At 44.2% G+C, this 23,028-nt stretch carries 24 protein-coding genes and 1 pseudogene; 11 read left to right on the top strand and 14 right to left on the bottom strand.

Going from position 1 to position 23,028, the window contains the following annotated elements:
* Positions 1–17: 17 nt before the first annotated feature.
* Positions 18–140 carry a hypothetical protein gene (locus AB4161_RS17500; RefSeq protein ID WP_372083727.1) on the bottom strand — a complete coding sequence of 41 codons (123 nt, stop codon included), beginning with the start codon at positions 138–140 and terminating at the stop codon, positions 18–20.
* Positions 141–189: 49 nt separating this feature from the next.
* On the opposite strand from AB4161_RS17500, the gene AB4161_RS17505 reads away from it, so the two are divergent.
* Positions 190–825, top strand: coding sequence for an START domain-containing protein (locus tag AB4161_RS17505; protein WP_372083728.1), 636 nt, complete (start codon positions 190–192; stop codon positions 823–825).
* 42 nt (positions 826–867) lie between these two features.
* Here the strand turns inward: AB4161_RS17505 and AB4161_RS17510 are convergent, their stop codons facing one another.
* From AB4161_RS17510 to AB4161_RS17520, 3 genes and pseudogenes are all read right to left on the bottom strand, one after another.
* The gene (locus AB4161_RS17510; RefSeq protein WP_017067247.1) at positions 868–1,392 is read right to left on the bottom strand and encodes a hypothetical protein; all 525 of its coding nucleotides are present in this window, start codon (positions 1,390–1,392) and stop codon (positions 868–870) included.
* A gap of 8 nt (positions 1,393–1,400) precedes the next feature.
* A complete protein-coding gene (locus tag AB4161_RS17515) occupies positions 1,401–1,787 on the bottom strand; it encodes an MAPEG family protein (protein ID WP_017065075.1) in 387 nt (128 codons plus the stop codon).
* 744 nt (positions 1,788–2,531) lie between these two features.
* Positions 2,532–2,758, bottom strand: a pseudogene (locus tag AB4161_RS17520) (YjiH family protein); the annotation flags it as partial.
* 109 nt (positions 2,759–2,867) lie between these two features.
* On the opposite strand from AB4161_RS17520, the gene nhaD reads away from it, so the two are divergent.
* Positions 2,868–4,307 carry a sodium:proton antiporter NhaD gene (gene nhaD, locus AB4161_RS17525; protein WP_017061523.1) on the top strand — a complete coding sequence of 480 codons (1,440 nt, stop codon included), beginning with the start codon at positions 2,868–2,870 and terminating at the stop codon, positions 4,305–4,307.
* A gap of 14 nt (positions 4,308–4,321) precedes the next feature.
* On the opposite strand, the gene AB4161_RS17530 is transcribed toward nhaD, so the two are convergent.
* The 3 genes from AB4161_RS17530 to AB4161_RS17540 form a co-directional block, all read right to left on the bottom strand.
* Entirely contained in the window at positions 4,322–4,708 is a 387-nt protein-coding gene (locus AB4161_RS17530; RefSeq protein WP_372083729.1) for a hypothetical protein, read from the bottom strand.
* A 171-nt stretch (positions 4,709–4,879) separates the two neighbouring features.
* Complete coding sequence (locus AB4161_RS17535) at positions 4,880–5,362, bottom strand: methylated-DNA--[protein]-cysteine S-methyltransferase (RefSeq protein WP_017061521.1); 483 nt, start codon at positions 5,360–5,362, stop codon at positions 4,880–4,882.
* A gap of 25 nt (positions 5,363–5,387) precedes the next feature.
* Entirely contained in the window at positions 5,388–6,764 is a 1,377-nt protein-coding gene (locus AB4161_RS17540) for an AlkA N-terminal domain-containing protein (RefSeq protein ID WP_017061520.1), read from the bottom strand.
* A gap of 236 nt (positions 6,765–7,000) precedes the next feature.
* Here AB4161_RS17540 and AB4161_RS17545 point away from each other — a divergent pair, with 236 nt between their 5' ends.
* Positions 7,001–7,204 (top strand): hypothetical protein, encoded by a 204-nt coding sequence (locus AB4161_RS17545; RefSeq protein WP_017061519.1) that lies wholly within the window; start codon positions 7,001–7,003, stop codon positions 7,202–7,204.
* 183 nt (positions 7,205–7,387) lie between these two features.
* Here the strand turns inward: AB4161_RS17545 and AB4161_RS17550 are convergent, their stop codons facing one another.
* The gene (locus AB4161_RS17550) at positions 7,388–8,278 is read right to left on the bottom strand and encodes a LysR family transcriptional regulator (protein ID WP_017061518.1); all 891 of its coding nucleotides are present in this window, start codon (positions 8,276–8,278) and stop codon (positions 7,388–7,390) included.
* 154 nt (positions 8,279–8,432) lie between these two features.
* Between AB4161_RS17550 and AB4161_RS17555 the strand changes: the two genes are divergently transcribed.
* A complete protein-coding gene (locus AB4161_RS17555; RefSeq protein ID WP_017061517.1) occupies positions 8,433–8,786 on the top strand; it encodes a DUF413 domain-containing protein in 354 nt (117 codons plus the stop codon).
* 606 nt (positions 8,787–9,392) lie between these two features.
* Positions 9,393–10,193 carry a glucosamine-6-phosphate deaminase gene (nagB, locus tag AB4161_RS17560; protein ID WP_017057618.1) on the top strand — a complete coding sequence of 267 codons (801 nt, stop codon included), beginning with the start codon at positions 9,393–9,395 and terminating at the stop codon, positions 10,191–10,193.
* 261 nt (positions 10,194–10,454) lie between these two features.
* On the opposite strand, the gene AB4161_RS17565 is transcribed toward nagB, so the two are convergent.
* The 3 genes from AB4161_RS17565 to AB4161_RS17575 form a co-directional block, all read right to left on the bottom strand.
* Positions 10,455–10,991: an MltR family transcriptional regulator gene (locus tag AB4161_RS17565; RefSeq protein WP_198592367.1), complete on the bottom strand. Its 537-nt coding sequence runs from the start codon at positions 10,989–10,991 to the stop codon at positions 10,455–10,457.
* Positions 10,992–11,041: 50 nt separating this feature from the next.
* Entirely contained in the window at positions 11,042–12,190 is a 1,149-nt protein-coding gene (locus AB4161_RS17570) for a mannitol-1-phosphate 5-dehydrogenase (protein WP_009846102.1), read from the bottom strand.
* Between the two features lie 183 nt (positions 12,191–12,373).
* The gene (locus AB4161_RS17575; RefSeq protein ID WP_372083730.1) at positions 12,374–14,266 is read right to left on the bottom strand and encodes a PTS mannitol transporter subunit IICBA; all 1,893 of its coding nucleotides are present in this window, start codon (positions 14,264–14,266) and stop codon (positions 12,374–12,376) included.
* A gap of 569 nt (positions 14,267–14,835) precedes the next feature.
* Between AB4161_RS17575 and AB4161_RS17580 the strand changes: the two genes are divergently transcribed.
* A complete protein-coding gene (locus AB4161_RS17580) occupies positions 14,836–15,702 on the top strand; it encodes a hypothetical protein (RefSeq protein WP_017070219.1) in 867 nt (288 codons plus the stop codon).
* Positions 15,703–15,993: 291 nt separating this feature from the next.
* On the top strand, positions 15,994–16,650 hold the full coding sequence (locus tag AB4161_RS17585) for an NAD(P)H-dependent oxidoreductase (RefSeq protein ID WP_017061511.1): 657 nt from the start codon (positions 15,994–15,996) through the stop codon (positions 16,648–16,650).
* A 437-nt stretch (positions 16,651–17,087) separates the two neighbouring features.
* Here the strand turns inward: AB4161_RS17585 and gltS are convergent, their stop codons facing one another.
* Both gltS and AB4161_RS17595 read right to left on the bottom strand, forming a co-directional pair.
* Positions 17,088–18,314 (bottom strand): sodium/glutamate symporter, encoded by a 1,227-nt coding sequence (gene gltS / locus AB4161_RS17590; protein ID WP_017060972.1) that lies wholly within the window; start codon positions 18,312–18,314, stop codon positions 17,088–17,090.
* Positions 18,315–18,629: 315 nt separating this feature from the next.
* The gene (locus AB4161_RS17595; RefSeq protein WP_017060971.1) at positions 18,630–18,986 is read right to left on the bottom strand and encodes a YibL family ribosome-associated protein; all 357 of its coding nucleotides are present in this window, start codon (positions 18,984–18,986) and stop codon (positions 18,630–18,632) included.
* Positions 18,987–19,312: 326 nt separating this feature from the next.
* Here AB4161_RS17595 and AB4161_RS17600 point away from each other — a divergent pair, with 326 nt between their 5' ends.
* Complete coding sequence (locus AB4161_RS17600) at positions 19,313–20,110, top strand: DUF4344 domain-containing metallopeptidase (RefSeq protein WP_017060970.1); 798 nt, start codon at positions 19,313–19,315, stop codon at positions 20,108–20,110.
* A gap of 141 nt (positions 20,111–20,251) precedes the next feature.
* On the opposite strand, the gene AB4161_RS17605 is transcribed toward AB4161_RS17600, so the two are convergent.
* Complete coding sequence (locus AB4161_RS17605) at positions 20,252–20,638, bottom strand: tautomerase family protein (RefSeq protein ID WP_017070218.1); 387 nt, start codon at positions 20,636–20,638, stop codon at positions 20,252–20,254.
* Positions 20,639–20,890: 252 nt separating this feature from the next.
* Between AB4161_RS17605 and AB4161_RS17610 the strand changes: the two genes are divergently transcribed.
* The 3 genes from AB4161_RS17610 to AB4161_RS17620 all read left to right on the top strand — a co-directional run bounded on the left by AB4161_RS17610 (position 20,891) and on the right by AB4161_RS17620 (position 22,924).
* Positions 20,891–21,511, top strand: coding sequence for an LON peptidase substrate-binding domain-containing protein (locus AB4161_RS17610; protein WP_372083731.1), 621 nt, complete (start codon positions 20,891–20,893; stop codon positions 21,509–21,511).
* A 110-nt stretch (positions 21,512–21,621) separates the two neighbouring features.
* Positions 21,622–22,251: a sigma-70 family RNA polymerase sigma factor gene (locus AB4161_RS17615; protein ID WP_372083732.1), complete on the top strand. Its 630-nt coding sequence runs from the start codon at positions 21,622–21,624 to the stop codon at positions 22,249–22,251.
* Positions 22,244–22,924: a ChrR family anti-sigma-E factor gene (locus AB4161_RS17620; protein ID WP_372083733.1), complete on the top strand. Its 681-nt coding sequence runs from the start codon at positions 22,244–22,246 to the stop codon at positions 22,922–22,924. Before AB4161_RS17615 ends, AB4161_RS17620 begins: the two co-directional genes overlap by 8 nt.
* Positions 22,925–23,028: the final 104 nt, after the last annotated feature.

Genomic DNA, 23,028 nt, shown 5'->3' on the forward strand with positions numbered 1-23,028 from the left:
GTTCTAAGTTCTAAGTTCTAGCCTACAGCGCTTATCCATTGCCCAAGAATAAAACGGAAGCGACCGAACGCTTCCGTTTTCATTGGGATTTTCCCCAAATAGGTCACCCCAAAGCGGTTGGCAACACCTACAAAGTCCATTTATATTCTATACTCCTAGCAGATAAGCTTTTCTTTTTATGGAAGAATAATGACATTACCTAGGATTTTGGTACTCGGCCTCTGCGCCCTATCGACACTGACTTATGCCAACCCATGGCAGTTCGTCAAAAGTGAAGATGGCATCATGATTGATAAAAGGCCACACAGCGAAGGCTTGGTCGAAATACGAGCACAGATGCAAACGCCCACCACTTACTCCGGTTTTTTACTGTTATTGGAAGACAGTGAGAACGTGCCAAACTGGATAGATAATGTATCGCAAAGCCGTGTGTTGATGCAGATATCTGAAGATGAAAACATCGTCTATACCCAATTCAAAGCACCGTGGCCTGCCAGAGATCGAGACATGGTGACCTACTCAAAATACAGCATCGAGGGTGGGCAGTTTGTTTTGTCGATAAAGGATGCGTCGAACTATTTGGCGAAAGAGTCGGGGTACATTCGAATCTACGATGTGGACGCACTTTGGACACTGCAACCGCTGACTAATGCCAATACCTACATCACCTACACCGCGTATGCGAACGCAGGGGGCATCTTGCCAAATTGGTTGATGAACAAGTTATCGATAGGCAGTGCGCTGAGCACGTTTAAGGGGCTGAAAGAACAGCTACCAAAATACCAAGGCCAGCAGCACCCTAACCTGCCAAATGAGTCTCGCTAATGATACAAGTCGATAAGTAAATGGAGGCATTAAGGTTAAAGATTAAGGTCTTCTAGCGAGGTCGCGAGCTAAGATAAGCGCCAAACCAAATACTTGAAGAAACAGGGCGATGTTCTTATAGAAAGCCATTTTCTCATCAAGCCTTTGGATTAACTCAACCAAGGTCAGGTTATCCAAATAGTAATCATCGATTCGAGTTCGTTGCGCTTCTTGTGCACTGTTTATCAGCATCATCAGTTTCGGTAAGTGAGCCAAAGAGATACTTGGCACTTCGCTACTCACCCAACGCCTAAGTTGCCCACGCAGTGCTTCGTCGAGAACCGTGGTCGGCTGCACCGTTTCTAGTTTATCAAGGTGAATCAAAATCGCTTCACGCTTGCGCTCTAGGGTTTCAATCGTATTCCAAGCAAGCTGTATTGAGTACACATTGCCGTATTTGCGATCGTTGTACTCCGCTTTCTCAGCTTCAATTTTATCGAGCACCAAGCTCGACATGACAATCGCCATGATGTTGAGTATCAAGCCTGCAAGGACAATCGCCCAAGCAGGAGGAAGACGCAACGCCATAATGCTCCCTAGAACATTTTATCAAAAGGTAGGTAAGCTAAGTTTAGGACAATCAAAGAGATCATGCAGATAAGCGTTAACACCATCCCCACTTTTCGACCTTTGAAGTTCTTCGCTAAGATCCCTTTCGCATGAATCACACGCCCCACAATAAACGCCACACCAATGACATGAATCAGCCACACACCGGCACCATTCATCTCTAACAATCCCATCAAAATCACCGTGATTGGGATGTAATCCATAGCATTACTTTGTGCCGAACGTGCTATCTGTAACGACTCAACACCGCCATCAGCATGAGCAACAAGATTGATTCGCCTTTGCTTGATCACCTCTATCGCTAACCAAATCATTACGATCGTCAGCAAGGCTGCGTAAAGTGCTGTAACCATCATATTTCCCTATTATTTTGTGTTTACTCAGTATTCTTTGTTATCTGTTCGACAACACCCGCCGAGATAAAATGAAAATCGCGCCCGAGCACTTGTAAGAGATCTCTCACACCGAACGTAAGAGATCACAATCAAGCTTCGCAGAAAATTCGTAAAATACAAACCCAAGCCCTTGTTTTGTATGAATCCACGCATATTTCTTTCGATCAGCGGGTACATTTATTTCTTAGGGTGGATTGTGAGTAAAGCCTCTGCAGTGTTTAATACACATGTCGACAGGGAGTTGGCAGGAACAGGAAAAAGCCTAACGGATTAGGTATCTTCAGGATGAAGATTTGGTGACTTAGGATGAGTTATCAGCAAGGAAGTTATGCTCTAGGATAGAGTCGCTTATCAGGATGATGAGTTGGCAAGGACACCGCTAGGACGGCGATGAATTGGATAGGTTAAAGGATTTAGCCACGTCAAGGAACGATGCAGGGAGCACCAGTTACCTATTGAAAGATAAGTAACGCGCAGTAGCAGGATGGCTACGAAAAGAATAGACCCCGTTTGGTGAAAGCCAAACGGGGTTTCCTTTTTTGTAACGTCTGAAAGCTGTTCGCAACTAACCGTTCAAAGTCACGTTACAAAATAATGTTCATCAAGAACATTGCACCAAAGGCATTCAATACTGAAATCGCGATCATCACTGGAATATAGCGACCTTCAATACCAATTGGTCCCATGATACATCTCATGTATTGCACCAACAAACTTGAAGATAAACATCACAGCAACCGCTAGGCCAATTGACGAAGTTACCGCCAAAGAACCATCCATAACTGGAAGGGTGAACAGTACTGTACCTGAAGAGAAGAAGTTAACGATCGCCCCGCGCCAGCATCAGTACTTTGAAGCGACGCAATCAATGCTAAGCCTGAGTTGCCAGGAGTATCCATCAAAGCTAATACTTTCGCCACCGTCTTTCTTTTTCACTATAATCTATTGAATTATTAAGATATCTATCACACCCCACATGCTTATTTAGGTCTACGCTTTTACCCGTGTTAATAACTTATTAACTTCGGAGCGTAATCCATGTTAGGTATCCAGCTTTCTGCTGTTCTCTCTTTGTTACTCTTTTCTTCGGTAGCAGGTGCTGCCACTTCTCAGTTGGGAGAACCACTCAAGCTCACCAACTCATTCGCTGGCTACCTATCCCTGACCATTTTCGTTGTCGCCTACATCGTGGTGATGATGGAAGAGTACCTAAAGCTCCGAAAATCTAAGCCAGTGTTACTTGCAGCAGGACTGATCTGGATAATCATTGGTTTTATCTACCAAGAACACAACCTTGTTGAAGTCGCTAAGCAAGCACTCGAACACAACTTACTGGAATACGCTGAGCTGTTACTTTTCCTACTCGTCGCCATGACCTACATCAGCGCCATGGAAGAGAGAAGACTGTTTGATGCGCTGCAAGCGTGGATGGTGGGCAAAGGCTTTAATTTCCGCTCTCTGTTCTGGCTAACCGGTATTCTGGCCTTCTTTATCTCACCGATCGCCGACAACCTCACCACAGCTCTATTGATGTGCGCCGTGGTTCTGAAAGTCGCAGGATCTAACCCTAAATTCGTTAACCTAGCCTGTGTGAATATCGTGATAGCCGCTAACGCTGGCGGCGCGTTCAGCCCATTCGGTGACATCACAACGTTGATGGTGTGGCAGGCTGGTTATGTGAGCTTCAGTGAATTCATTCCCTTATTTATTCCTTCAGTGATGAATTACCTCGTCCCTGCAATGATCATGTCTTACTTTGTTCCCACAACCCAACCCGACACGGTGCATCAGCACGTTGAATTAAAACGCGGTGCAAGACGCATCGTGTTGTTGTTCATCATGACCATCGGCACTGCGGTTGCTTTCCATGCCGTACTCCACTTCCCTCCAGTAATGGGCATGATGATGGGGCTGGCGTATCTACAGTTCTTTGGTTATTTCTTGCGTAAGACCTTACCAAATTCACTGGCGAAGAAAAAAGCGGTGGCGATTGCCAACAATGATGGGGGGGCATTGAAGCGACTCGGTTCAGTCGTGCCCTTTGATGTATTTCGAAGAGTGTCCCATGCCGAATGGGACACTCTGCTGTTCTTCTACGGCGTGGTAATGTGTGTAGGTGGCTTGAGTCTACTGGGATACTTGGAGCTTGCCTCTGGCGTGATGTATAGCCAATGGGATCCAATTTGGGCCAACATCATGGTGGGGATCTTATCTGCGATTGTCGATAACATTCCGGTGATGTTTGCCGTGTTATCGATGGAACCTCAAATGTCGATGGGTAACTGGCTACTGATCACCTTAACCGCAGGCGTTGGCGGCAGCTTGTTATCTATTGGTAGTGCGGCAGGTGTGGCGTTAATGGGCGCGGCGCATGGCAAATACACCTTCTTTGGCCACTTGAAATGGATGCCAGTGATCATGATTGGCTATGCCGTCAGTATCGCTGCACACCTATGGCTTAATGGCGATCTTTTCTAATTCGGAGATCTTTTCTAGTTCGAACTGTCTTTCACAGGCTTATCTACAAGTGTCCAGACGTTACTCAATTGTATCGCTGGACATTGGTTGCAAGTTAGCATCTCGCCCTTCTGTTGAATGCGCATCACTAGTCTAGAGTCAGTTCGGCTGCTTCCAGAATTGAATTCAATGGTGATCAAGTCATCATCAACACGATAGGTTCGAGTCACGGAATTATCCGTTCTTTGATAAGTCACTTGCCCGGATTCAAAAAGTAGATAACTGTCATTATCTGCGTTCTCATACATACCTTTGAACAGAGCAAGCTGTGGAACCTCGAAAGGTCGGCTGGTATCAGTTAAACAACCTGTCAGCAATAATGCAGAGCTGCAGCCAGATATTAGTAAGGGGAATCTATTCATTTGGGCATCCTTGCCTAGAGAACATAGTCAAAGAATATGCAACCAAATCGATATTTCCCAGAAAGCGTTGATTTTAATGCAAAGTCATATTTTAAGAACCACTCGCCTTCACCATTAAGTAGTACGAGATATTCAGCCAGCATCTCGACAGGCTCATGGCTAAATCGCTTGCTAGTCTTGCTCTCTTCCCTCTATCACCAATAAGTGCTGTTTACGTTCTACGCCACCTGCATAACCCGTCAGTTTGCCGTTTTTACCAATCACACGGTGACACGGCACAATCACTGAAACCGGATTTTTGCCATTCGCCAAACCCACAGCACGAACGGCTTTCGGATTGCCTATCGCATCGGCCAGTTGTGCATAGCTCCAAGTCTCTCCATAAGGAATGGTCGTCAGCGCCTGCCAAACCGACTGCTGAAATGGCGTGCCCTTGGCTGCAATCGGCACAGAAAACTGAATAGCTTCGCCCGAGAAATAGCGATTAAGCTGCTCGATAGCCAATGCAAAGATCGGAAAGCTATCATCTTGAACACCCAACGGTTCCGGCTTGGTGGTATGTGTCTCGAACCAAAGGCCGAGCAAGCCTTCATCGTTCGCCTGTAACGTCACGGTTCCCAATGGGCTCTCATAGTAAGTAAAACGGTTGTCCATGATATCTCCTAGCTTAGTATTCCGATTAAGACTGATTCCAACAGTGGAACGTGGCGTAACTACCCCAAGGCGAAACACTCTCCGTGTTGATGGCGGGGCGATGCTCAATAAACTTCTTCACCACCAAGTCACCAACCAACAGATGATTAGGTTCGCTTAACCCGCGAAGCAGTGCATATTGAATAGTCCAAGGCCCAATCCCTTTTAGCTCAATCCATTTGGAAGGATGCTCAGCTTCATTGTCGACCATGTATTCGGCAAAACGCTTTAGGGTCTCTTTGCGGCTTCCCGGCATTCTCAAGAAGCTAACATCAGCGTCCGCTATCTGTTTTGGTGTTGGGAAGCTGGCTTTCTCATGTTCATCAGAAAGCTCTTTGACCAATAAGTTAAGCTGACCAATCGCCGCGGTTACCGAAACTTGCTGTCCTAGAATCGCTCTCACGCCTGCCTCCCAAGCACTCCACACGCCAGGAATACGGATACCACTCTTAGCCACCAAGTTAGGATCGATAGTCGTAAAGAACGTCTCAACCTTGGCAATATCGACATCAAGATCAAACATACGGCGGATATTCGCAATCAAGCTTCTTAATTGGCTTATATCATCCAACTCGAATTCAATATCCAAGCGGTTATCTTTGGCTAAAGTCGCCTTGAACCAACCCTTTGACCCGTTCACATTTACCGTGCGCTTATAATAATCTTCGCCAACGCCTTCTAAGCCCTCAATCATTCTTCGTCGATAAAACCTCAACAAGTGGTTCCAATCTAAGGGTCCATGAAAACCAAGCTGAATATGATTACTCTGAGTGTCACTTGGCTTCGCTCGCCTAATTTGGCTTGGCGAAAGCTGCAGCTCTTTTTGAAAGGCATCATTAAAACGGCGCGTACTATTGAAGCCACTAGCAAAGCCGACATCAGTAATGCTCATGCTACTGGTGTGCAGCAACTGCTTGGCAAACATCAATTGACTGTACAGACTATATTGCTTGGGTGACACGCCGATGTAATTGTCGAATAAGGTTCGTAAATAACGATCTGAAATACCTAACCGCGTTGCAAGGTCGACGATAGATCCTGAATTCAGAGCGCCATTATCAATCAACTGCATCGCACGTAAGAAAGTGGTTTCGACGCCCTTCCAAGCCGGCGAAAAAGGTGCGCTGTCTGGTCGACAACGTAAACAAGGACGATATCCCGCTTTCAATGCTTGAGCTTGATGGGAAAAATATTCGACGTTTTCTTCTTTGGGTGGTGTGGCTGGGCAAATCGGGCGACAAAAAATTCCTGTCGTTTTCACCGCTGTAAAAAACATCCCATCAAAGCGAGCATCTCGTGCATATCGAGCCAAATGGCACTGCTCACTGGTTAAGCTGCTGTTGTGATTGATCTTTTTCGACATGCCGTACTCTTCCCACTTACCATAGCGTTTGTTCCGATACCTAAAAGTTTACCGTGAACCACCATTGTCGCTAGCCACTTTCGGAAGCGAAGGTCAGATAAATCACAAAAAAGGGTTTTAATTTTATTCAATTCGACTAAATTTAACCTAGAGAGGACATTCTTCTCACAACGTCAACGATCGGTACTTAGCACGCCAAGATGCAGAGACCTATCGAATATAAAAAGGAAAAGGCTATGGTTCTACACACATGTCGTATTGTTTTATCAAATCAACAGGTTCTCACCAGTCAATCAGTCGAGCAGTCTCTAAGCTTTCTTGAAGACAAAGCGGACAACGGGATTTCTATGATCGAGATTGACGCAACGGATGGCAATCAAATCCATTCGTACATGTCACACTCTCTTGAAGAGTCTATTGAGAATCTAATGAACCTATAGGGCTTTTAATAAAGGCTACACATACCAGGCTTAAACGATATTTATGGAATTAGAAACGATCTCTAGTTCCGAAAAGAAGTACATTTCTGGTTTAAAACAAAAATGGCTCCCAACTATACAATTAGTTGGGAGCCATTTTTTATTGAATCTAATCAGCAAAGCCACTGCTTACCGCGAATGCCGTTACTCAGGTGCTTGTTCAGCGGCTTGCTGCAATGTGTAAGCCGTCGATGGGTCAATCTCATTAACCAACTTCTCAACCTGCATGATCGCATCAACCGAGGTACTGCTTTTACGGTAGCTCAGATAAATTGGGAGATACCAGTCTTCAACCCCTTTCACCTTGTGCAGCTGACCCGAATCGATAAAAGGTTCGACTAGAGACACCGGAAGATACGCACTGCCGCCTTTCTCTAAAATGAAATCGAGGGCGATACGGGCTGTAGAGGTACGTAGGTACGGTGCTGGCACTTTAGGGTGACGTTCTGCGTGTTCAGAACCAAAGCGCGTTCCCCAATCCACATAAACATACTTATGTTGAAATACAGATTCCAGATCATCTTGCTGCGTTGATACCAACACCAAAACCAAGTCAGCGACTTTTTTACAGTTCAGCTCTTCTGCTTTGATCTGATCGAACGCGAAAGCCATATCTAAGGTTCGTTCTAACAAATTACGGTTCAGTTGCTCGCGCCCCATCACCTCTGCCATAAAGCCGTAACCACCAAAAGAGTCGGTTACCACACTTAAACAGTTTTGCAGATACGCATCCCAAATATTCGGCGTGCCGCCCAGCGTTAACTGCAAGGCTTTACCACTCTCTAACGACAGCTCAAATTTGGCTTGTTGTAGGGTGGACACCATCACTTCGGCATAACCAATCAAACGTTCACCGGAAGATGTGAGTTTGATGTTATTGCGGTCACGAATGAAGAGCTGAGTATCAAAATAGCCTTCAAGCTGTTTGATCCGCGCACTCACCGCCGCTTGTGTTAAATACAAGTTTTCAGCTGCACGCCCAAAATGGCGCACCCTTGCAACCTCAAGAAAGGTTCTAAATACTTTCACATCCATCAAATACATCTCTGTAATAAATCTGCTAACTAGCCGATCTAGGATTGTTTATCGTAAAGGCAAAAACATTTTGTTTCCTATTTTAGCCTTTTAACAATATTTTCGCGTGAGCAATAAACACTAATTTCTATCTAACCACATTACTGAGGCTGATATGTCTGAGACCGAATTCCGACACGGAAAAAAACGTTTTTATGACACCATTAAATTCCCGAGAGGGTTCGCTAAGTCGGGTGATTTTACTCTTTCAGAAGAGGAAATCCTAACCTTGTTTGGTGACACTATGCTTGCACTTGAAACTGGTGAACTAGCACCAATCAATGCAGAAGAAAAACACTTCATTAAAGTGTTGTCTCACCCTCATAAGGCAAAGTCCAAGTTAGAGCGTGTTTGGTTGAAGTACATTCAACTGGCTCGTGGACGCCGTCGCTTTCACACCCTAAACGGCTGCAAACGCGGCGACGTATCTAGGGAAGAATACGAAAGTGAGTTAGTGTTAGAAGATTAGTAAAATCGCTCAAAGTGATACCTCATCACTTTGGGCTTTTTTTTGCCTTCAAACACACATCTTCTTTGTAATTGGTAAGTTTAGCCAACCTATCCATTTTTACCAATATTTATATACAATTCATAGCGATAGCGTGACTAAAACACAGCTCTCGTTCAATCTTATGGGTATTCATCCCACTGAGATTCATCGTTCTTCATCCTGCCCCTGTCTTTTATCACGATAGCGCTCCATTGCCATCATTATTTTTCTAGTTTCAACTATACGCTCAAGGCTTGTTTATACTCGAAACACGTTAATGCACCAAAATTCGTCAATGGTTCGAGCGATGCCATTATTGCAATAATCGTATCAAGGCATAGAAACACACCAACCCTTTCAGGTGCTGAATTAGATCAACATTGCTGTATATGACAAACGTATTAATCTTGTTTAACGCCACCAAATATCCATACAATAATTGTGCAATTTTGAGAGTTCCAGTCACAGTTACGACGAAAAAAGCAAAAACTTGACCTAAAACAATAGCGGAACTGGATAACTTATTTTATAATGCGAATTAATGTTTCAGAACACTATAAAATTTTATTTCTAGGGGCAAAATCAATGAGACTTATTCCATTAAGCAACAAAGCTAAAGTAGGTAAATGGGCTGCTCGTCATATCGCAGATTCAATCAACAAGTTCGCTCCAACGGCTGAGCGTCCATTTGTACTAGGTCTTCCTACTGGTAGCACACCTCTAACTACTTACGCTGAGCTAATTGAACTTTACAAAGCTGGCGAAGTTAGCTTCAAGCACGTTGTAACATTCAACATGGATGAGTACGTTGGCATCGACCCTAACCACCCAGAGTCTTACCGCACATTCATGCACGAGAACTTCTTCAACCACGTTGATATCCAAGCAGAAAACATCAACCTGCTAGACGGCAAAGCTGAAGATATCGATGCTCACTGTGCAGCATACGAAGAGAAAATCCGTTCATACGGCAAAATCAACCTGTTCATGGGCGGCGTAGGCATCGACGGTCACATCGCATTCAACGAACCAGGTTCTTCTCTATCTTCACGCACTCGTATCAAAACGTTGACTGAAGACACTCGTATCGCGAACTCTCGTTTCTTCGATGGCGACATCAACCAAGTTCCTAAATACGCACTAACTATCGGTGTTGCGACTCTTCTAGATGCAGAAGAAGTGATGATCCTTTCTCTAGGCCACAACAAAGCTCAAGCGCTTCAAATGGCTATCGAAGGTTCTGTAAACCACATGTGGACTGTTACAGCTCTACAGATGCACCGTAAAGCTATCATCGTTGCTGATGAGCCAGCTCAACAAGAGCTAAAAGTTAAGACTCTACGCTACTTCCAAGAGCTAGAAGCTGAGAACATCCAAGACCTATAATTCCTATAGTCTTGAATAGCAGGGCGTTTTTATAAAGAGAGCGTCTTGAATAGAAAAAGCCACTGAATGTGGCTTTTTTTGTGCCTGCTGCTTTTGTATTTAATGTGAAGATATTTCGGATATTTTTTAGAAGCACAAAAACAACAAAGCGATTTCTCCAACGAGAGAAACCGCCATCATTTAAATCTTTGTATTGAAACGAACGAACAGCTACAAGTTATGTAGGATGCGAAACAAGATAAGCAGAGCTGCAAACTAGAGCTAAGAGCTCAGCGCGTTATCTCGGCATAGGGTAGTGATAATGTCAGTGATAGCTAATACGATCGTCGACTTCACCTTTTGATTATGTCGCCCCAAGAACATTTCAAGCATTGGGCCAGACATCGTTTCCACCATCTCCGCGTCATATTCGATAGGCATAATACGCTGAATCGCGTGCACCTTGTTGAGCTCAAATATCACATCAACTTCTGTAAAGCTGGTGTCTTCACCCTGTATTTTCGCCCACTCTTTCAAGGTAACGAAAACCTCAAGATCGTCGTAGAGTTCTTTACTGATCACGCCAAGTCCGAGTAGCAACTTAGCACGAATCATGATCTCGCCTAACGGCCCACCACTGTTGAGAAGTGGCTCGACAACGAACTTAATTGCAGTGTCGTCTTTCTTAAAGATGTTTTTTAATACGGCATCTACCGTGTCGTCCAATGCATCATAAGCAGCCATTAGGCAAGCGCTAGCACTCTCAGCTTCCGAAAGGGCTTCGAGTAATTCAGTTTCATGGCTTGTTTGTATTGGCATAACGGCTCGACAATAAGAAAGTGCCACTGGTGTGGCACTTTGATGGTTTATCATTTCAATGCTAGATAAGCTTCTTCCGCTAGTTTAACAACTTCTGAGTCACTATTCAGCTCAGAATAATGCGCTAATGTCTCAGCAAAGCCTTTTTCTGCGAACATTGCTTGAAGTTCAACCGCTTGTGGGTCGTCTTCGTTCTTGTAATGGAACGCAGCAGCGATTGCTTTTACTAGGTGAGCATTCGGTAGGCCGTACTCTAATGTACCGTTTAGAGGCTTAACTAGGCGGTCTTGCGGGCTCAGTTTACGAATTGGCTGACGACCAACGCGGTCTACTTCATCACGTAGGAACGGGTTAGCAAAACGACCTAGAATCTTTTGGATGTAGGCAGCGTGTGCTTCTGGATCAAAGCCGTAACGCTTAATCAGAACCGCACCACTCTCTTCCATCGTCGCTGTTACTTCAGCGCGGATTACGTCATCTTCGATAGAGTCTTTAATAGTCTCATGACCTGCAAGCACACCAAGGTATGCCGTTACCAAGTGACCTGTGTTTAGCGTGAACAGTTTACGCTCAACGAAAGCCATTAGGTTATCAGTGCATTCCATTCCTGGGATGTTTGGAATCTCACCTTTGAATTGTGTTTGATCTACGATCCACTCGCTGAACGTTTCAACCGTTACCGCTAGAGGATCTGTTTCGCCCGCTTCTGCCGGTGGAACAATACGGTCAACCGCAGAATCAACAAAGCCAATGTGCTCTTCAGTGAACGCTTTCATTTCATCAGAAAGGTGCTCTAACACGGCTGCTTTTAATTGGCTAGTACCGCGAACCATGTTCTCTGCCGCGATGATGTTCATTGGTGCAGTGTTGTTTGCTGCTGCACGCTTTTCAATGCCTTGAGCGATAGACTTAGAGATGATTTTAAGAACCGTAGGGCCCACGGCTGTCGTCACAAGATCAGACTCAGCAATGCAATCTACTACTGCGCTTGTCGCTGAGTTTACTGCTGTCACGTTCTTAACAACTTCGACAACACACTCTTCGCCAACAATCTTAACTGGGTATTCTTGGCGTTCAATTAACGCATTTACAACCGTTTCATTTACGTCAGCAAACGTAACCTTCATACCAGCATCAGAAAGAAGCTTACCAATGAAACCACGACCGATATTACCTGCACCAAAATGTAACGCTTTCATAATTTTGACCTTATAAATATTTGAATCTAGATAGCTAACTGCTCAACAACATGCCTTGACGATGTGCCCTAGGCATTAAGCAGTAAGCTATTCAGACTGAATCTTGTTAGAAAGATTAAGACCGAAAATGAGGCCAGTAGGGGGATACCGGCCTCCTTCACTCAGGAGCTTGACTAGAGCTTTTTAGTTTCCGTTGAGAATACGTAGAACATCAGCAGGGTTTGTTGTGTTCTGTAGGCATTCCACAGCTTCTTCATCATCGAGTGAATTGGTAATAGCCATCAGCACCATGTTGTGCTCATCGCCTTGTGCGGCAATACCGATAACCATCTTCGCGATATCATCTTCATCTTCGCCCCACTGAATACCTTCAGGGTACTGACAGAAAACGATGCCGGTTTTTTGTACGTACTGTTTCGCTTCGATTGTGCCGTGTGGTACTGCGATAGACTCACCTAGGTAAGTAGACACAAGCTCTTCACGAGCAAACATGCCATCTACGTATTCTGGTGATACGTTGCCAAGTTTTACTAATTGTTCGCCAGCAAACTTGATTGCGTCTTCTTTTTGAGTCGCTTTAAGGCCAAGGAAGATGCTGTCGTCATTGAGTGCAAGCTTGTTGCCTTCTTGCGCTGGAGCTGCTGCAGGAGCCGGAGCTTCTACTTTCGCTTCACCACTTTGAGCATCGACAAGCTCGGCAACTAGTTGGTCGTATACGCCGCCGTCTAGGAAGTTGCTTAGAGACATATGCATCGCACCTGGCACAGTGCTACGAGCACGGTCTGTTAGGTCTTTATGCGTAATAACGATTTGCGAATCAGCCGGTAGGTTGTTGATTGCGTAGTTGGTTACTTCAATGTCTAGGCCAGCTGTTGCTACTTTCTTACGTAGTAGACCTGCACCCATTGCACTTGAACCCATACCCGCATCACACGCTACATAAACTGCTTTTACATCCGCTAGGTTTACGTTTGCTTCTGCTGCTGCACCTTTAGAAGACGCTTTCATGTCTTTCATTTGTGCAGAAGCTTTTTCTAGAGAGTCTTCGTCGTCATCTTGAGCTGAAGTTTTAAGCAGAATTGAAGCCACTAAGAAAGATACTGCTGTTGCTGCGATAACTGACAATACAACACCGATGTAAGAGCCTTTTGGCGTCATCAGTAAGATTGCGAAGATAGAGCCTGGTGATGCTGGAGAGATAAGGCCAGAATCGAACATTACGTTAGTGAATACACCCGCCATACCACCTGCGATTACCGCAAGAATTAGACGTGGGTTCATTAGAACGTAAGGGAAGTAAATTTCGTGGATACCCCCTAGGAAGTGGATGATAGATGCACCAGCAGCAGATTGCTTCGCGCTACCTTTACCAAACACCATGTAAGCAAGTAGAAGACCAAAACCAGGACCTGGGTTTGCTTCGATTAGGAAGAAGATAGAGCGACCCATCTCTTCAGATTGCTGGATACCTAGTGGAGAGAAGATACCGTGGTTGATTGCGTTATTTAGGAATAGAATTTTCGCAGGTTCAACAAAAATAGATGCTAGAGGTAGTGCACCCGCTTCTACCATTGCGTTTACGCCAGCCGCAAGTCCGCCAGACAGAATCTTAACCGCAGGACCAATCACGATGAACGCGATGATCGCACAGATCATGCCGATGATACCCGCAGAGAAGTTGTTCACTAGCATTTCGAAACCACTCTTCACTTTACCGTGAACAGCTTCATCGAATTTCTTAATTGCGATACCACCTAGTGGACCTACAATCATTGCACCCATGAACATTGGGATATCAGTACCAACGATAACACCCATTGTTGTGATAGCGCCCACTACCGCACCGCGGTCACCACCAACCATTTTACCACCGGTGTAACCAATCAATAGTGGCAGTAGGTATGTAATCATAGGACCAACCATTGATGCTAACGTTTCGTTAGGCCACCAACCCGTTGGGATGAATAGTGCAGTAATGAAACCCCACGCAATAAATGCGCCGATGTTTGGCATTACCATATTGGATAAGAAACGACCAAAGTTTTGAACCTTAATCTTTGCTTCTGGTGATAACATAGGTAGAACCCCGTAATGTATTGGTTGGTCAAATGACCGAAAGTGTGTACTCAAAAGTCGATTAAAATGTATCACAACATTTCCAAAATGCACCTTAGCCCAACTTTCGTGATAGCCATCACACACGAAAAGCACTTTCGGGTTAACAAGCACACCTTAGATCACAAAAACACCATGAATTTAAATTACAAAGCTAAATTAATGAGAATAGATATCATCAACACACGATCTAGATCACATTTTATTTTGTAATACTTAAAAATAAAATGTGATTAAAGTCACATTTAATAAAATATAGCATCTAAGATCTGTATAAACCGTATAAAAGAACATCGTGTCACGTATATAAAATATGCACCCAGATGAGCAAAATCGCGATACCTGTAATTTAATTACAGGTTGAGCTACATTTTGCTAAACATACAAAACGAGACCTAACGCTCTACTAAAAACATAGACCACTGAACTGCAGTTAGCATTGATAGATGTGATATGGTATTTACCAACGCTATCGCATCATATATATCCAACACCCATCAGCTGATCACTCCGCTATTTGAGAAAAGACTATGTCAGACAAAATTTCCACATCCGCACTCGCTAAACAAAAAGGCATAGAAGCTAAAGCTTTATTTAGCGATCTAAAAACAGCGGGCTATATAGTGCGTTCACAAGAGCGTTGGATTCTCACAGAACGGGGAGAAAGCTTTGGTGGGGAATATGTCGAACACAAGAAGTTTGGTGTCTTTATTGTCTGGCCAGAGAAACTGCTTATCGATTTGGACTCATTCTCAGGAAAAACACTCACCGCCACCCAGCTTGGCAGTGCCTTTCAACTCAGCGCAAAGAAAATCAACTTACTGCTCAACGAGCTTGGTTGGATAACAAAAGAAGAAGACGGTTGGCATGTCACCTCTACAGGCTTAAAAGCCGGAGGTGAACAAAGAGAAGACAAAGCGACTCAAAACTTATTCGTGGTATGGCACGACTCATTGGTTCGCAATAAACGTTTAAAGCAGTCTGTTGTTGAATTCCTAGGGCATGATGCTGAAAGCCACTCGACCGATGTGTCATTCTCCAGTTTTCGTCAGAAATTTGAGGCGAAGCACCGAAGCTTAGACGGGCATTATGTTCGATCAAAGGGAGAGCTGATCATTGATAACTGGCTTTATATGGCAGGAGTGGTCCATGCGTACGAGCGTCCGCTTCCGATATCAAAAGAAGTGATCAGCGATTTTTATCTACCAAGTGGCAAAGTATACATCCAGTTCTGGGGAACTGATTCTGCGCCAATCGCCGAAAATAAACGTGAAGCTACGAGAAAAATCTATGAAGAGCATGGTTTTGGTTTAATCGAAATCACGCCAGAAGATATCCCCAACCTAGACAGCGTACTTCCGCCATTATTGCGCCAATATGGTATCAAAGCGTACTAAGCTACTGAATCTAGAGATTCCACCTCCATTAAGATCACACTTATTGAATCATTATGGACATTATTAACCATAGTGATTTGATATGTTCGCTATTTTTCCCGAGTCATTCTTCTATTATCTTACACCCATCGACTTGAGCTACCGCAGATACTCGATTTATTGGGGCATGTTCGATAACTATTTAGACGTTCAATCTATTGAGATTCGTTTAAATTGGTTATCCGTTTATTGTTGACGTAACTGAACATAAAACCCTACAACATTTATTATTGATAGATATTAGGATTCAACATGACTCATCCAATCATTACTGATCTAAACACTCGTTACACAGCTAAAAAATACGATGCAGAAAAGCGCATCTCTGCGGAAGACATGGAAGTAATCAAAGAAGCACTTCGCTTGTCAGCTTCTTCTATCAACTCTCAGCCTTGGAAATTCATCATCATTGAGAGTGACGCTGCAAAACAACGCTTCCACAATACTTTCGAAAACATGTTCCAGTTTAACCAACCACATGCGAAAGAAGCGTCACACACAATCCTGTTTGCTCACGATCCTAAGTACACTAAAGAGAAATTCGCGAAGCGTGCTGATACAGAAGTAAGCTCTGGTCACTTACCAGCTGAAATGTACGAGCAATTCTTAGGTGCTTACGCATTCGCAGAAATGAACACAGACGAAACAGGTTTCAACGGTAACTGGACTAAGTCTCAAGTTTACATCGCACTAGGTAACACACTGCACACACTAGCTCGTCTAGGTATCGCTTCAACACCTATGGAAGGTGTAGATGCAGCTATGATCAGCGAAGAGTTTGCTGACGAACTAGAAGGTCACGTTGTTGATGTAGCTCTAGCTATCGGCTACCACAAAGACGGCGAAGACTACAACTACGGCAAACCAAAAGCGCGCCTAGCTCTTGATGAAGTCGTTACAACACTTTAGGGCGTGTTGACCTTTCGTGGTTAAATTTTGTTCGGATGGGGACGCCTAGTCAAAAGCGTTTTAATCGCGGTGAGGGAGAAGTAGCCTAGTCATTCTAAGCAAACCTCCCTCAACAAAGAGTAAAACGCTTTTGGCGGGGGCGCCCAGCTCGAACCCTTCGGGCAGCGTTTGCTGGTCATTTCTACTGCGTTATCGGCTTCTCATGTAGGCTAGCTACACATCGATGCCTCTGCCTTGTATAAATACCCAGCAACTCACTGCAAAAATCAGCTCGAAAGATCAACACGCCCTAGTTATTGATGTGACAGAGCCCTAACCGCAGGGGTATCAGGCAAGAAAACCTCGATAAACAAGAACAAAAAAAGCCAGTCAACAGACTGGCTTTCTTGTATTCATCTTAGTGCGATAAGCACATTGCGTTTAAGTAAAGGCGAACATTAACCGATAAACGAGATGTAACCCTGAAGGATAATCAGGTTAACGATATCGATAAAGAAGGCACCAACAATTGGCACCACCATGAACGCCTGTGGTGAAGGACCAAAACGGTTCACCAAAGAGCCCATGTTCATTACCGCTGTTGGTGTTGCACCTAGGCCGAAACCACAGTGACCACCTGCCATAACCGCTGCGTCGTAGTTAGAACCCATTACTTTGAACGTCACAAAGTAAGAGAAGATACCTAACACAACCGCCTGAACCGCCAGGATAACCAAGAACGGAATCGCAAGGTCAAATATGTTCCAAAGCTTAAGGCTCATTAGCGCCATTGCTAGGAACAGTGACAATGACACCGTACCAAGAATATCGACCGTTTCGCTGTCAGTCTTATGCAGCTTAGTCACTTCAAACACGTTAGTGATGAACACACCGATAAACAAAGCGTAAACGAAGTCAGGAATCATCAACCAAGAAATTTCAAAAGTCGCCACCCACTGCTCTAGGTACTTCGCACCCGTGATACAGATAAGAAGGATGAACAACACTTCAATCACCTTCTTCGCCGTCACTTTGTCTTCTTCATACTCGTTGTAAGTAACAAGTTCAGGGAAGCGTTCATGTGTTTGCGTGCCAGTGCCGTACTCAGATTCAAGCTGGTTTTTATCAATCAGCTTTTGCGCCACTGGGCTACCGATAATACCACCGATGATCAAACCAAAGGTCGCTGAAGCCATCGCGATTTCTAGCGTATTTGCAATGCCAAAAGTGTCTGCAAAAGTTTGAGACCAAGCCGCGCCTGTGCCGTGACCGCCCGAAAGGGTGATAGAGCCAGCAATCAAACCCATCAAGGGTTCAAGGCCTAGTGCCGTAGCTAAGGTTACGCCTACACCGTTTTGGATAATGATGTAAACCGACGCTACCCCTAAGAATAGGAATACCTTAGCACCACCTTTTATCAGCTGCGTGTAGTTCGCCGCAAGACCGACCGTTGCAAAGAACATCAACATAAACGTGTTCTGCAGGGGCAAGGAAAACTCAAGATCAAGGCCGTTAAAGTGCAGGGCTGTAATAGCAAAAGCGACAATCAAGCCGCCGACAATGGGCTCTGGAATGTTGTACTTTTTGAGAATCGGAAGCTTTGCATTGACGAAATGACCTAGAAACAAAACACTAATCGCGATTAGGAAGGATTCTAGTGGTCCAATTGAAATTAATTGATTCATATAACCTCTATTTTTTTACGTTCTCATCTTCCCTAATGAGTCTAGTTTTATCTGTAATTATTTGTGCTGCTCTACCTATATTTATACAAACTGGAGAGAAAGTGTGGATTCGAAAAACGAACACATTACTGCGATCGCTTAGTACCATGTTAGTAGCACGTTAACTTTTATAGGAGATAAAAGGATTTGTGACAACAATCACCTCCTAAAAGTTGAAAACGGCGTGAGTATCTATGCCGCTGACTCTGCTTTCTTAATACCTAAAAAAGCAAAAGGAGCTATTTCTAGCTCCTCTTTCATCACCATCGCTGGTAATTAGAATTTTTTCGGTGCGTAACCAGTCATAACCTCAATGCGAAGTTCTTTACCGATCTTCGTCATTGGGTGAACAATTACGAGTCCTTTAACAGACTTTTTAAGTTTACCCATATCCGCTTGCTCAGCCTTAGTGATCTCACGGCTAAATGGCATATCAACCAGAGACTTACGCTCTTGGTTCACATCATAGCTTTCTTTGTGTTTAAGCTGGGCAATTTTCTTAGTTAGCTTCTTAATCTCTTCCTCGAACTGACGAACAACAGGACGATCATTACGAGTTTTAGCAGCATCTAACTTGTGGCGACACTTGTCTAGACGGTTGTTAATTTGTTGAAGTTCGTTTTTAACACTCATAATAATTTCCTAAGATTAAACAAGCCAATTCGGATTGGGGCGCGGAGTATAGCACAAGGGTTGTGTTGAACCGAAATTTATCTGTTAATTACCAATAGAAACGAATCACATCGACACCGCTCATTCAGCTTACTTATTCTTTGTGGCGAATCTCTAAGCGAATTATTCATTGATAGGATAGCGCCTACTTCAAAAATTGCAGTCCTCGATGCATCAAAATTCCGTCTAAACTTATACTCTAACGCAATAACTAAATCAGGGTACACAGCTTGGAGTTGTTACCCCCAGCACGACTCTGAATCGCAACGTAATCACAAGGATAGCCGATGACATTATTGAAACGAACATTGACCTGCAGCCTAGCCCTGAGTGCAATGTTTGCCACAACTTATGCATCTAGTGAACAAGCCACCCAAAGTAACCTAATCGTCGAGTACTCTACACCGCAAAATACCGAAGAAGAGCAGCTCAAACGAGAGATTCAAAGCAGTGGCGTTAATGACACCGTGGTCGACCTATCAAACCAACTCTTCATGTTTGAGAAGCCATTAACCATTCAATATGGCGGGGAAGAAGGACCACTCTACGATCCACAAACCCATCAAGTACTGATCCCTTACAGTTTTTACGCTGAGTCACTCAATTACTTTGAGAAGAACCAATACGAAAAAGAGTATGGGAAATCTGCGCAAACCGGCGCTATTGATACCTTGCTGCACACCCTGCTACACGAGACTGGGCATGCGTATATCGAAGATCAGAACATTGCCATATTGGGTAAAGAAGAAGATGCGGTTGATAACCTAGCAACCGTGCTACTGCTTAACTACGTAGAGCATGGGGCCGACGCTGCTATCAGCGCTGCAGACATGTTCGCTTTCGAGTCAGAAGACCGCCCAGAGTATTACGACTTGGGGGAATACATCGACGAGCACAGTTTCGACCTGCAGCGTTACTTCTCCACGTTATGCTTGGTGTATGGCAGCGATCCCGATGCCTATAAGAACTTGCTCGATGAAGTGGAAAACGACTATTTGAAAGACAGAAAAGAGTTCTGCGTTGAGCACTTTGACGTGATCAATGAAAATTGGCATCAGTATTTAAAAAAGAGTGACGATGCTTAGATGCTTAAAGGTTAGTGTCGAGAACTAGGAAAACGGCTTTGGCATCAAATTCCAAAGCCGTCACTCGATAGATTGGCTTAAGTCTTACGTGTTAAGAGTTAAGAGTTAAGAGTTAAGAGTTAAGAGTTAAGAGCTTAAACCCTAGACCTTCACTTTATACTTCAGATCTTGAGCTTCATCGCCGGTCATGCCTCGAAATCCCCAGCAGTGCGATGGCTGTTCCTTAATGGTGATTTCAATATCAATTGGAGAGATAGCTAACTGCTTCTCTATCTCAGAAAATATCTTCTTAATTAAGCGCTTTTTGGTGTTTACCGCTCGACCTTCCATCATGTTGATCTCAATGACGGTATAGGCTTCTGTTCTTCCTTCCGGGTAAAAGAAGTCATCTCGTTCCAATGGCACAAACCGATGTGCTCGCTTGTCATCGGGTAAACCCATTTCACTGTTTAAGCACTGCTGCAACACATTAGAGAGCTGCAACTTAATTGGATTTAAGCACTCTTTGATACCATAAATAACAATCATGACCATTCCTTTGATGCGATGTTAGGTATAGAAGAACGTCAGATAGAAGCATCGCCTGGCGACTACCTATTCGCTTACTATTTGTACACATATTACCTAATGACGCGTATGGGAAAAGGTAAAAACAATGAATTTATGAACAGGTGCAACAAAATACTTATCCCTTTGCCAACATAAGCCGAAGCGAATTGATCGAACACCACCCTCCCCGCGTATATCTTCTCAAATCACATTTGAACTAAGGAGTGCTATGTGCCGAATTCACCTAGGAAGACCACGCGGACAGACGCCGAACCAGAAACACCCGTAGAGTCTTCTCTGAAGCTTGCTGTGTTTCCTCTCCCTATCTTTCTTTTACCGGGAGGCAGGCAAAGACTGCGCATTTTTGAGCCAAAGTATCTCGCGATGGTTGCTCACGCAGCGCAGGGCGATGGTTTCATTATCGCCACTCAAGACAACACTAACTCTGATCATCTCAGTTCTTGGGGAACAAAGGTGACCATCGTAGACTTCAATATGTCGGAAGACCAAATATTAGAAATTGATGTTGAAGGCGAAAAGTTGGTGCAATTGCATGGGTCGTTTCGAGACGATGATGACCTGATTAAAAGTAAGTTCAGATCGTTGCCACACTGGCCTACCGATGAATATAAAGTGCCTAACGTGTTTACCGCTTTTTTGGTTCAGTTGTTTCGCGACCACGATTCGATAAGAACACTCTATCCCACTCCTGATTTTGAGAGCCCACAATGGATCTGTGCGCGATTGCTCGAAATGATGCCTATCCCACTGGAAAAGAAAACAGAATTTACTGAGCCAGCCAGTTTTCCGTCTCTAGTTCCTTTTTTGAATCAAATCATTACGGGGCAATAAGCACTTTTCTTCACTATAATTTTGTATAGTAGAAATTAATTTAAATTAAAGTGATCCCGACTTTCTCCTTTCACGTAGTGCCCATCAAATTCGCATGATGGTTAGTTACTATGCAAGTGGAAAGCAGAAGTTCAGGGAACGGCAAGGAGCATGTCATTATTCCCGATAACAAAGTACCGACAGAGCTCTCGAGCTGGCTGGTGTTGGTTGGTACAGACCGAGACAAGCAGGCGTTCACCTGTTTGTTCAAGTTCTTCGCTCCTAAGATCAAGCGTTTTGGTATCAGTAAGTTGGGTGGCGAAGCTGCTGCAAACGAGCTAGTTCAAGACACGATGACTAATGTTTGGAAGAAAGCACATCTCTACAATGTAGATAAAGGCGCTGCGACCACTTGGGTCTACACGGTAATGCGTAATGCAGCATTCGACATGTTGCGCAAAGTGAAAGCGAAAGCCGAACAAACGATAGCCGACGATATCTGGCCAATCGATGCGATGGTAGCCGAGTCTCAAAGCGAAGATTTGCCATTCGGTGACCATTTGATGAGCCGACACGTAATGACTCAAATAGAAAAGTTGCCTCTCGCTCAGAAAACCATCGTCAAAGGCGTTTACTTTCAAGAGCTCTCTCAAGAGCAACTCGCTCAGCAACTTGGCGTCCCACTTGGAACAGTGAAATCACGTCTGAGACTCGCTTTAGCCAAATTAAAAGTTCACATGGGGGAACAAGACCATGATTAAACATCACCCAAACGCGGCAATCTTGAAAGACTTCGTCGATGGCACGTTGGCTGATTCAGTTTCTTTGATTGTTTCTAGCCATGTAGAGCTGTGTGAACACTGCCAACAACAAGTCAAGCAGCTTACAGCTGTAGCAGCGAATAATGCTTTTGACGCAGAGCCAGTATTCTCAAGTGAAGATCTAGATAGCTTCTCAATGGACGACATGGACTTTGATTTTGACGCGATAGAGCAAATCACAGCTGATACTTCTCAGTCTGTTGAAGTGACTCCAGAGGTTCAGAAAGTAACTGTTGCTGACACGACATTCACAATCCCTCGCGCTCTAAACTCAGTAGCGAGAAAGGACTGGATGAACCTAGGCAAAATTTCACGAGCAAGACTCGATTTTGCTGACGAAGCACACCACACCAGCTTGTTGCACATCGACAAAGATGGACAAGTGCCTTGCCACACCCACAAAGGCTTCGAGATCACGCTTCTTCTAGAGGGCAGTTTCGAAGACGAAATGGGCGTTTACAACAAAGGTGACTTCATCTGGTTGGATGGCAATCACACTCATCAACCTGCAACAAAAAAAGGTTGTGTCTGTTTAACCGTTTCAAGTGATGCGCTTTACTTCACAAAAGGTGTGAGCCAACTATTCAATCCACTTGGAAAATATATCTATTAACCCAGTTGCAGGCTATAAATATACAGGATGGCATGAAGCTATCCTGTATATCGTCAATACATCTGAATAAAAACAACTACGGTGTCAAAGTAAAAACACACCCA

This window comes from Vibrio sp. 10N.286.51.E5 (assembly GCF_041469125.1).
Classification (GTDB): Bacteria; Pseudomonadota; Gammaproteobacteria; order Enterobacterales; family Vibrionaceae; genus Vibrio; species Vibrio crassostreae_C.

What these genes read in the sequence shown, in the direction of transcription:
- AB4161_RS17500 (WP_372083727.1), bottom strand. Translation starts at nt 140, where the DNA reads ATGGACTTTGTAGGTGTTGCCAACCGCTTTGGGGTGACCTATTTGGGG.
- AB4161_RS17505 (WP_372083728.1), top strand. Translation starts at nt 190, where the DNA reads ATGACATTACCTAGGATTTTGGTACTCGGCCTCTGCGCCCTATCGACA.
- AB4161_RS17510 (WP_017067247.1), bottom strand. Translation starts at nt 1,392, where the DNA reads ATGGCGTTGCGTCTTCCTCCTGCTTGGGCGATTGTCCTTGCAGGCTTG.
- AB4161_RS17515 (WP_017065075.1), bottom strand. Translation starts at nt 1,787, where the DNA reads ATGGTTACAGCACTTTACGCAGCCTTGCTGACGATCGTAATGATTTGG.
- nhaD (WP_017061523.1), top strand. Translation starts at nt 2,868, where the DNA reads ATGTTAGGTATCCAGCTTTCTGCTGTTCTCTCTTTGTTACTCTTTTCT.
- AB4161_RS17530 (WP_372083729.1), bottom strand. Translation starts at nt 4,708, where the DNA reads ATGAATAGATTCCCCTTACTAATATCTGGCTGCAGCTCTGCATTATTG.
- AB4161_RS17535 (WP_017061521.1), bottom strand. Translation starts at nt 5,362, where the DNA reads ATGGACAACCGTTTTACTTACTATGAGAGCCCATTGGGAACCGTGACG.
- AB4161_RS17540 (WP_017061520.1), bottom strand. Translation starts at nt 6,764, where the DNA reads ATGTCGAAAAAGATCAATCACAACAGCAGCTTAACCAGTGAGCAGTGC.
- AB4161_RS17545 (WP_017061519.1), top strand. Translation starts at nt 7,001, where the DNA reads ATGGTTCTACACACATGTCGTATTGTTTTATCAAATCAACAGGTTCTC.
- AB4161_RS17550 (WP_017061518.1), bottom strand. Translation starts at nt 8,278, where the DNA reads ATGGATGTGAAAGTATTTAGAACCTTTCTTGAGGTTGCAAGGGTGCGC.
- AB4161_RS17555 (WP_017061517.1), top strand. Translation starts at nt 8,433, where the DNA reads ATGTCTGAGACCGAATTCCGACACGGAAAAAAACGTTTTTATGACACC.
- nagB (WP_017057618.1), top strand. Translation starts at nt 9,393, where the DNA reads ATGAGACTTATTCCATTAAGCAACAAAGCTAAAGTAGGTAAATGGGCT.
- AB4161_RS17565 (WP_198592367.1), bottom strand. Translation starts at nt 10,991, where the DNA reads ATGCCAATACAAACAAGCCATGAAACTGAATTACTCGAAGCCCTTTCG.
- AB4161_RS17570 (WP_009846102.1), bottom strand. Translation starts at nt 12,190, where the DNA reads ATGAAAGCGTTACATTTTGGTGCAGGTAATATCGGTCGTGGTTTCATT.
- AB4161_RS17575 (WP_372083730.1), bottom strand. Translation starts at nt 14,266, where the DNA reads ATGTTATCACCAGAAGCAAAGATTAAGGTTCAAAACTTTGGTCGTTTC.
- AB4161_RS17580 (WP_017070219.1), top strand. Translation starts at nt 14,836, where the DNA reads ATGTCAGACAAAATTTCCACATCCGCACTCGCTAAACAAAAAGGCATA.
- AB4161_RS17585 (WP_017061511.1), top strand. Translation starts at nt 15,994, where the DNA reads ATGACTCATCCAATCATTACTGATCTAAACACTCGTTACACAGCTAAA.
- gltS (WP_017060972.1), bottom strand. Translation starts at nt 18,314, where the DNA reads ATGAATCAATTAATTTCAATTGGACCACTAGAATCCTTCCTAATCGCG.
- AB4161_RS17595 (WP_017060971.1), bottom strand. Translation starts at nt 18,986, where the DNA reads ATGAGTGTTAAAAACGAACTTCAACAAATTAACAACCGTCTAGACAAG.
- AB4161_RS17600 (WP_017060970.1), top strand. Translation starts at nt 19,313, where the DNA reads ATGACATTATTGAAACGAACATTGACCTGCAGCCTAGCCCTGAGTGCA.
- AB4161_RS17605 (WP_017070218.1), bottom strand. Translation starts at nt 20,638, where the DNA reads ATGATTGTTATTTATGGTATCAAAGAGTGCTTAAATCCAATTAAGTTG.
- AB4161_RS17615 (WP_372083732.1), top strand. Translation starts at nt 21,622, where the DNA reads ATGCAAGTGGAAAGCAGAAGTTCAGGGAACGGCAAGGAGCATGTCATT.
- AB4161_RS17620 (WP_372083733.1), top strand. Translation starts at nt 22,244, where the DNA reads ATGATTAAACATCACCCAAACGCGGCAATCTTGAAAGACTTCGTCGAT.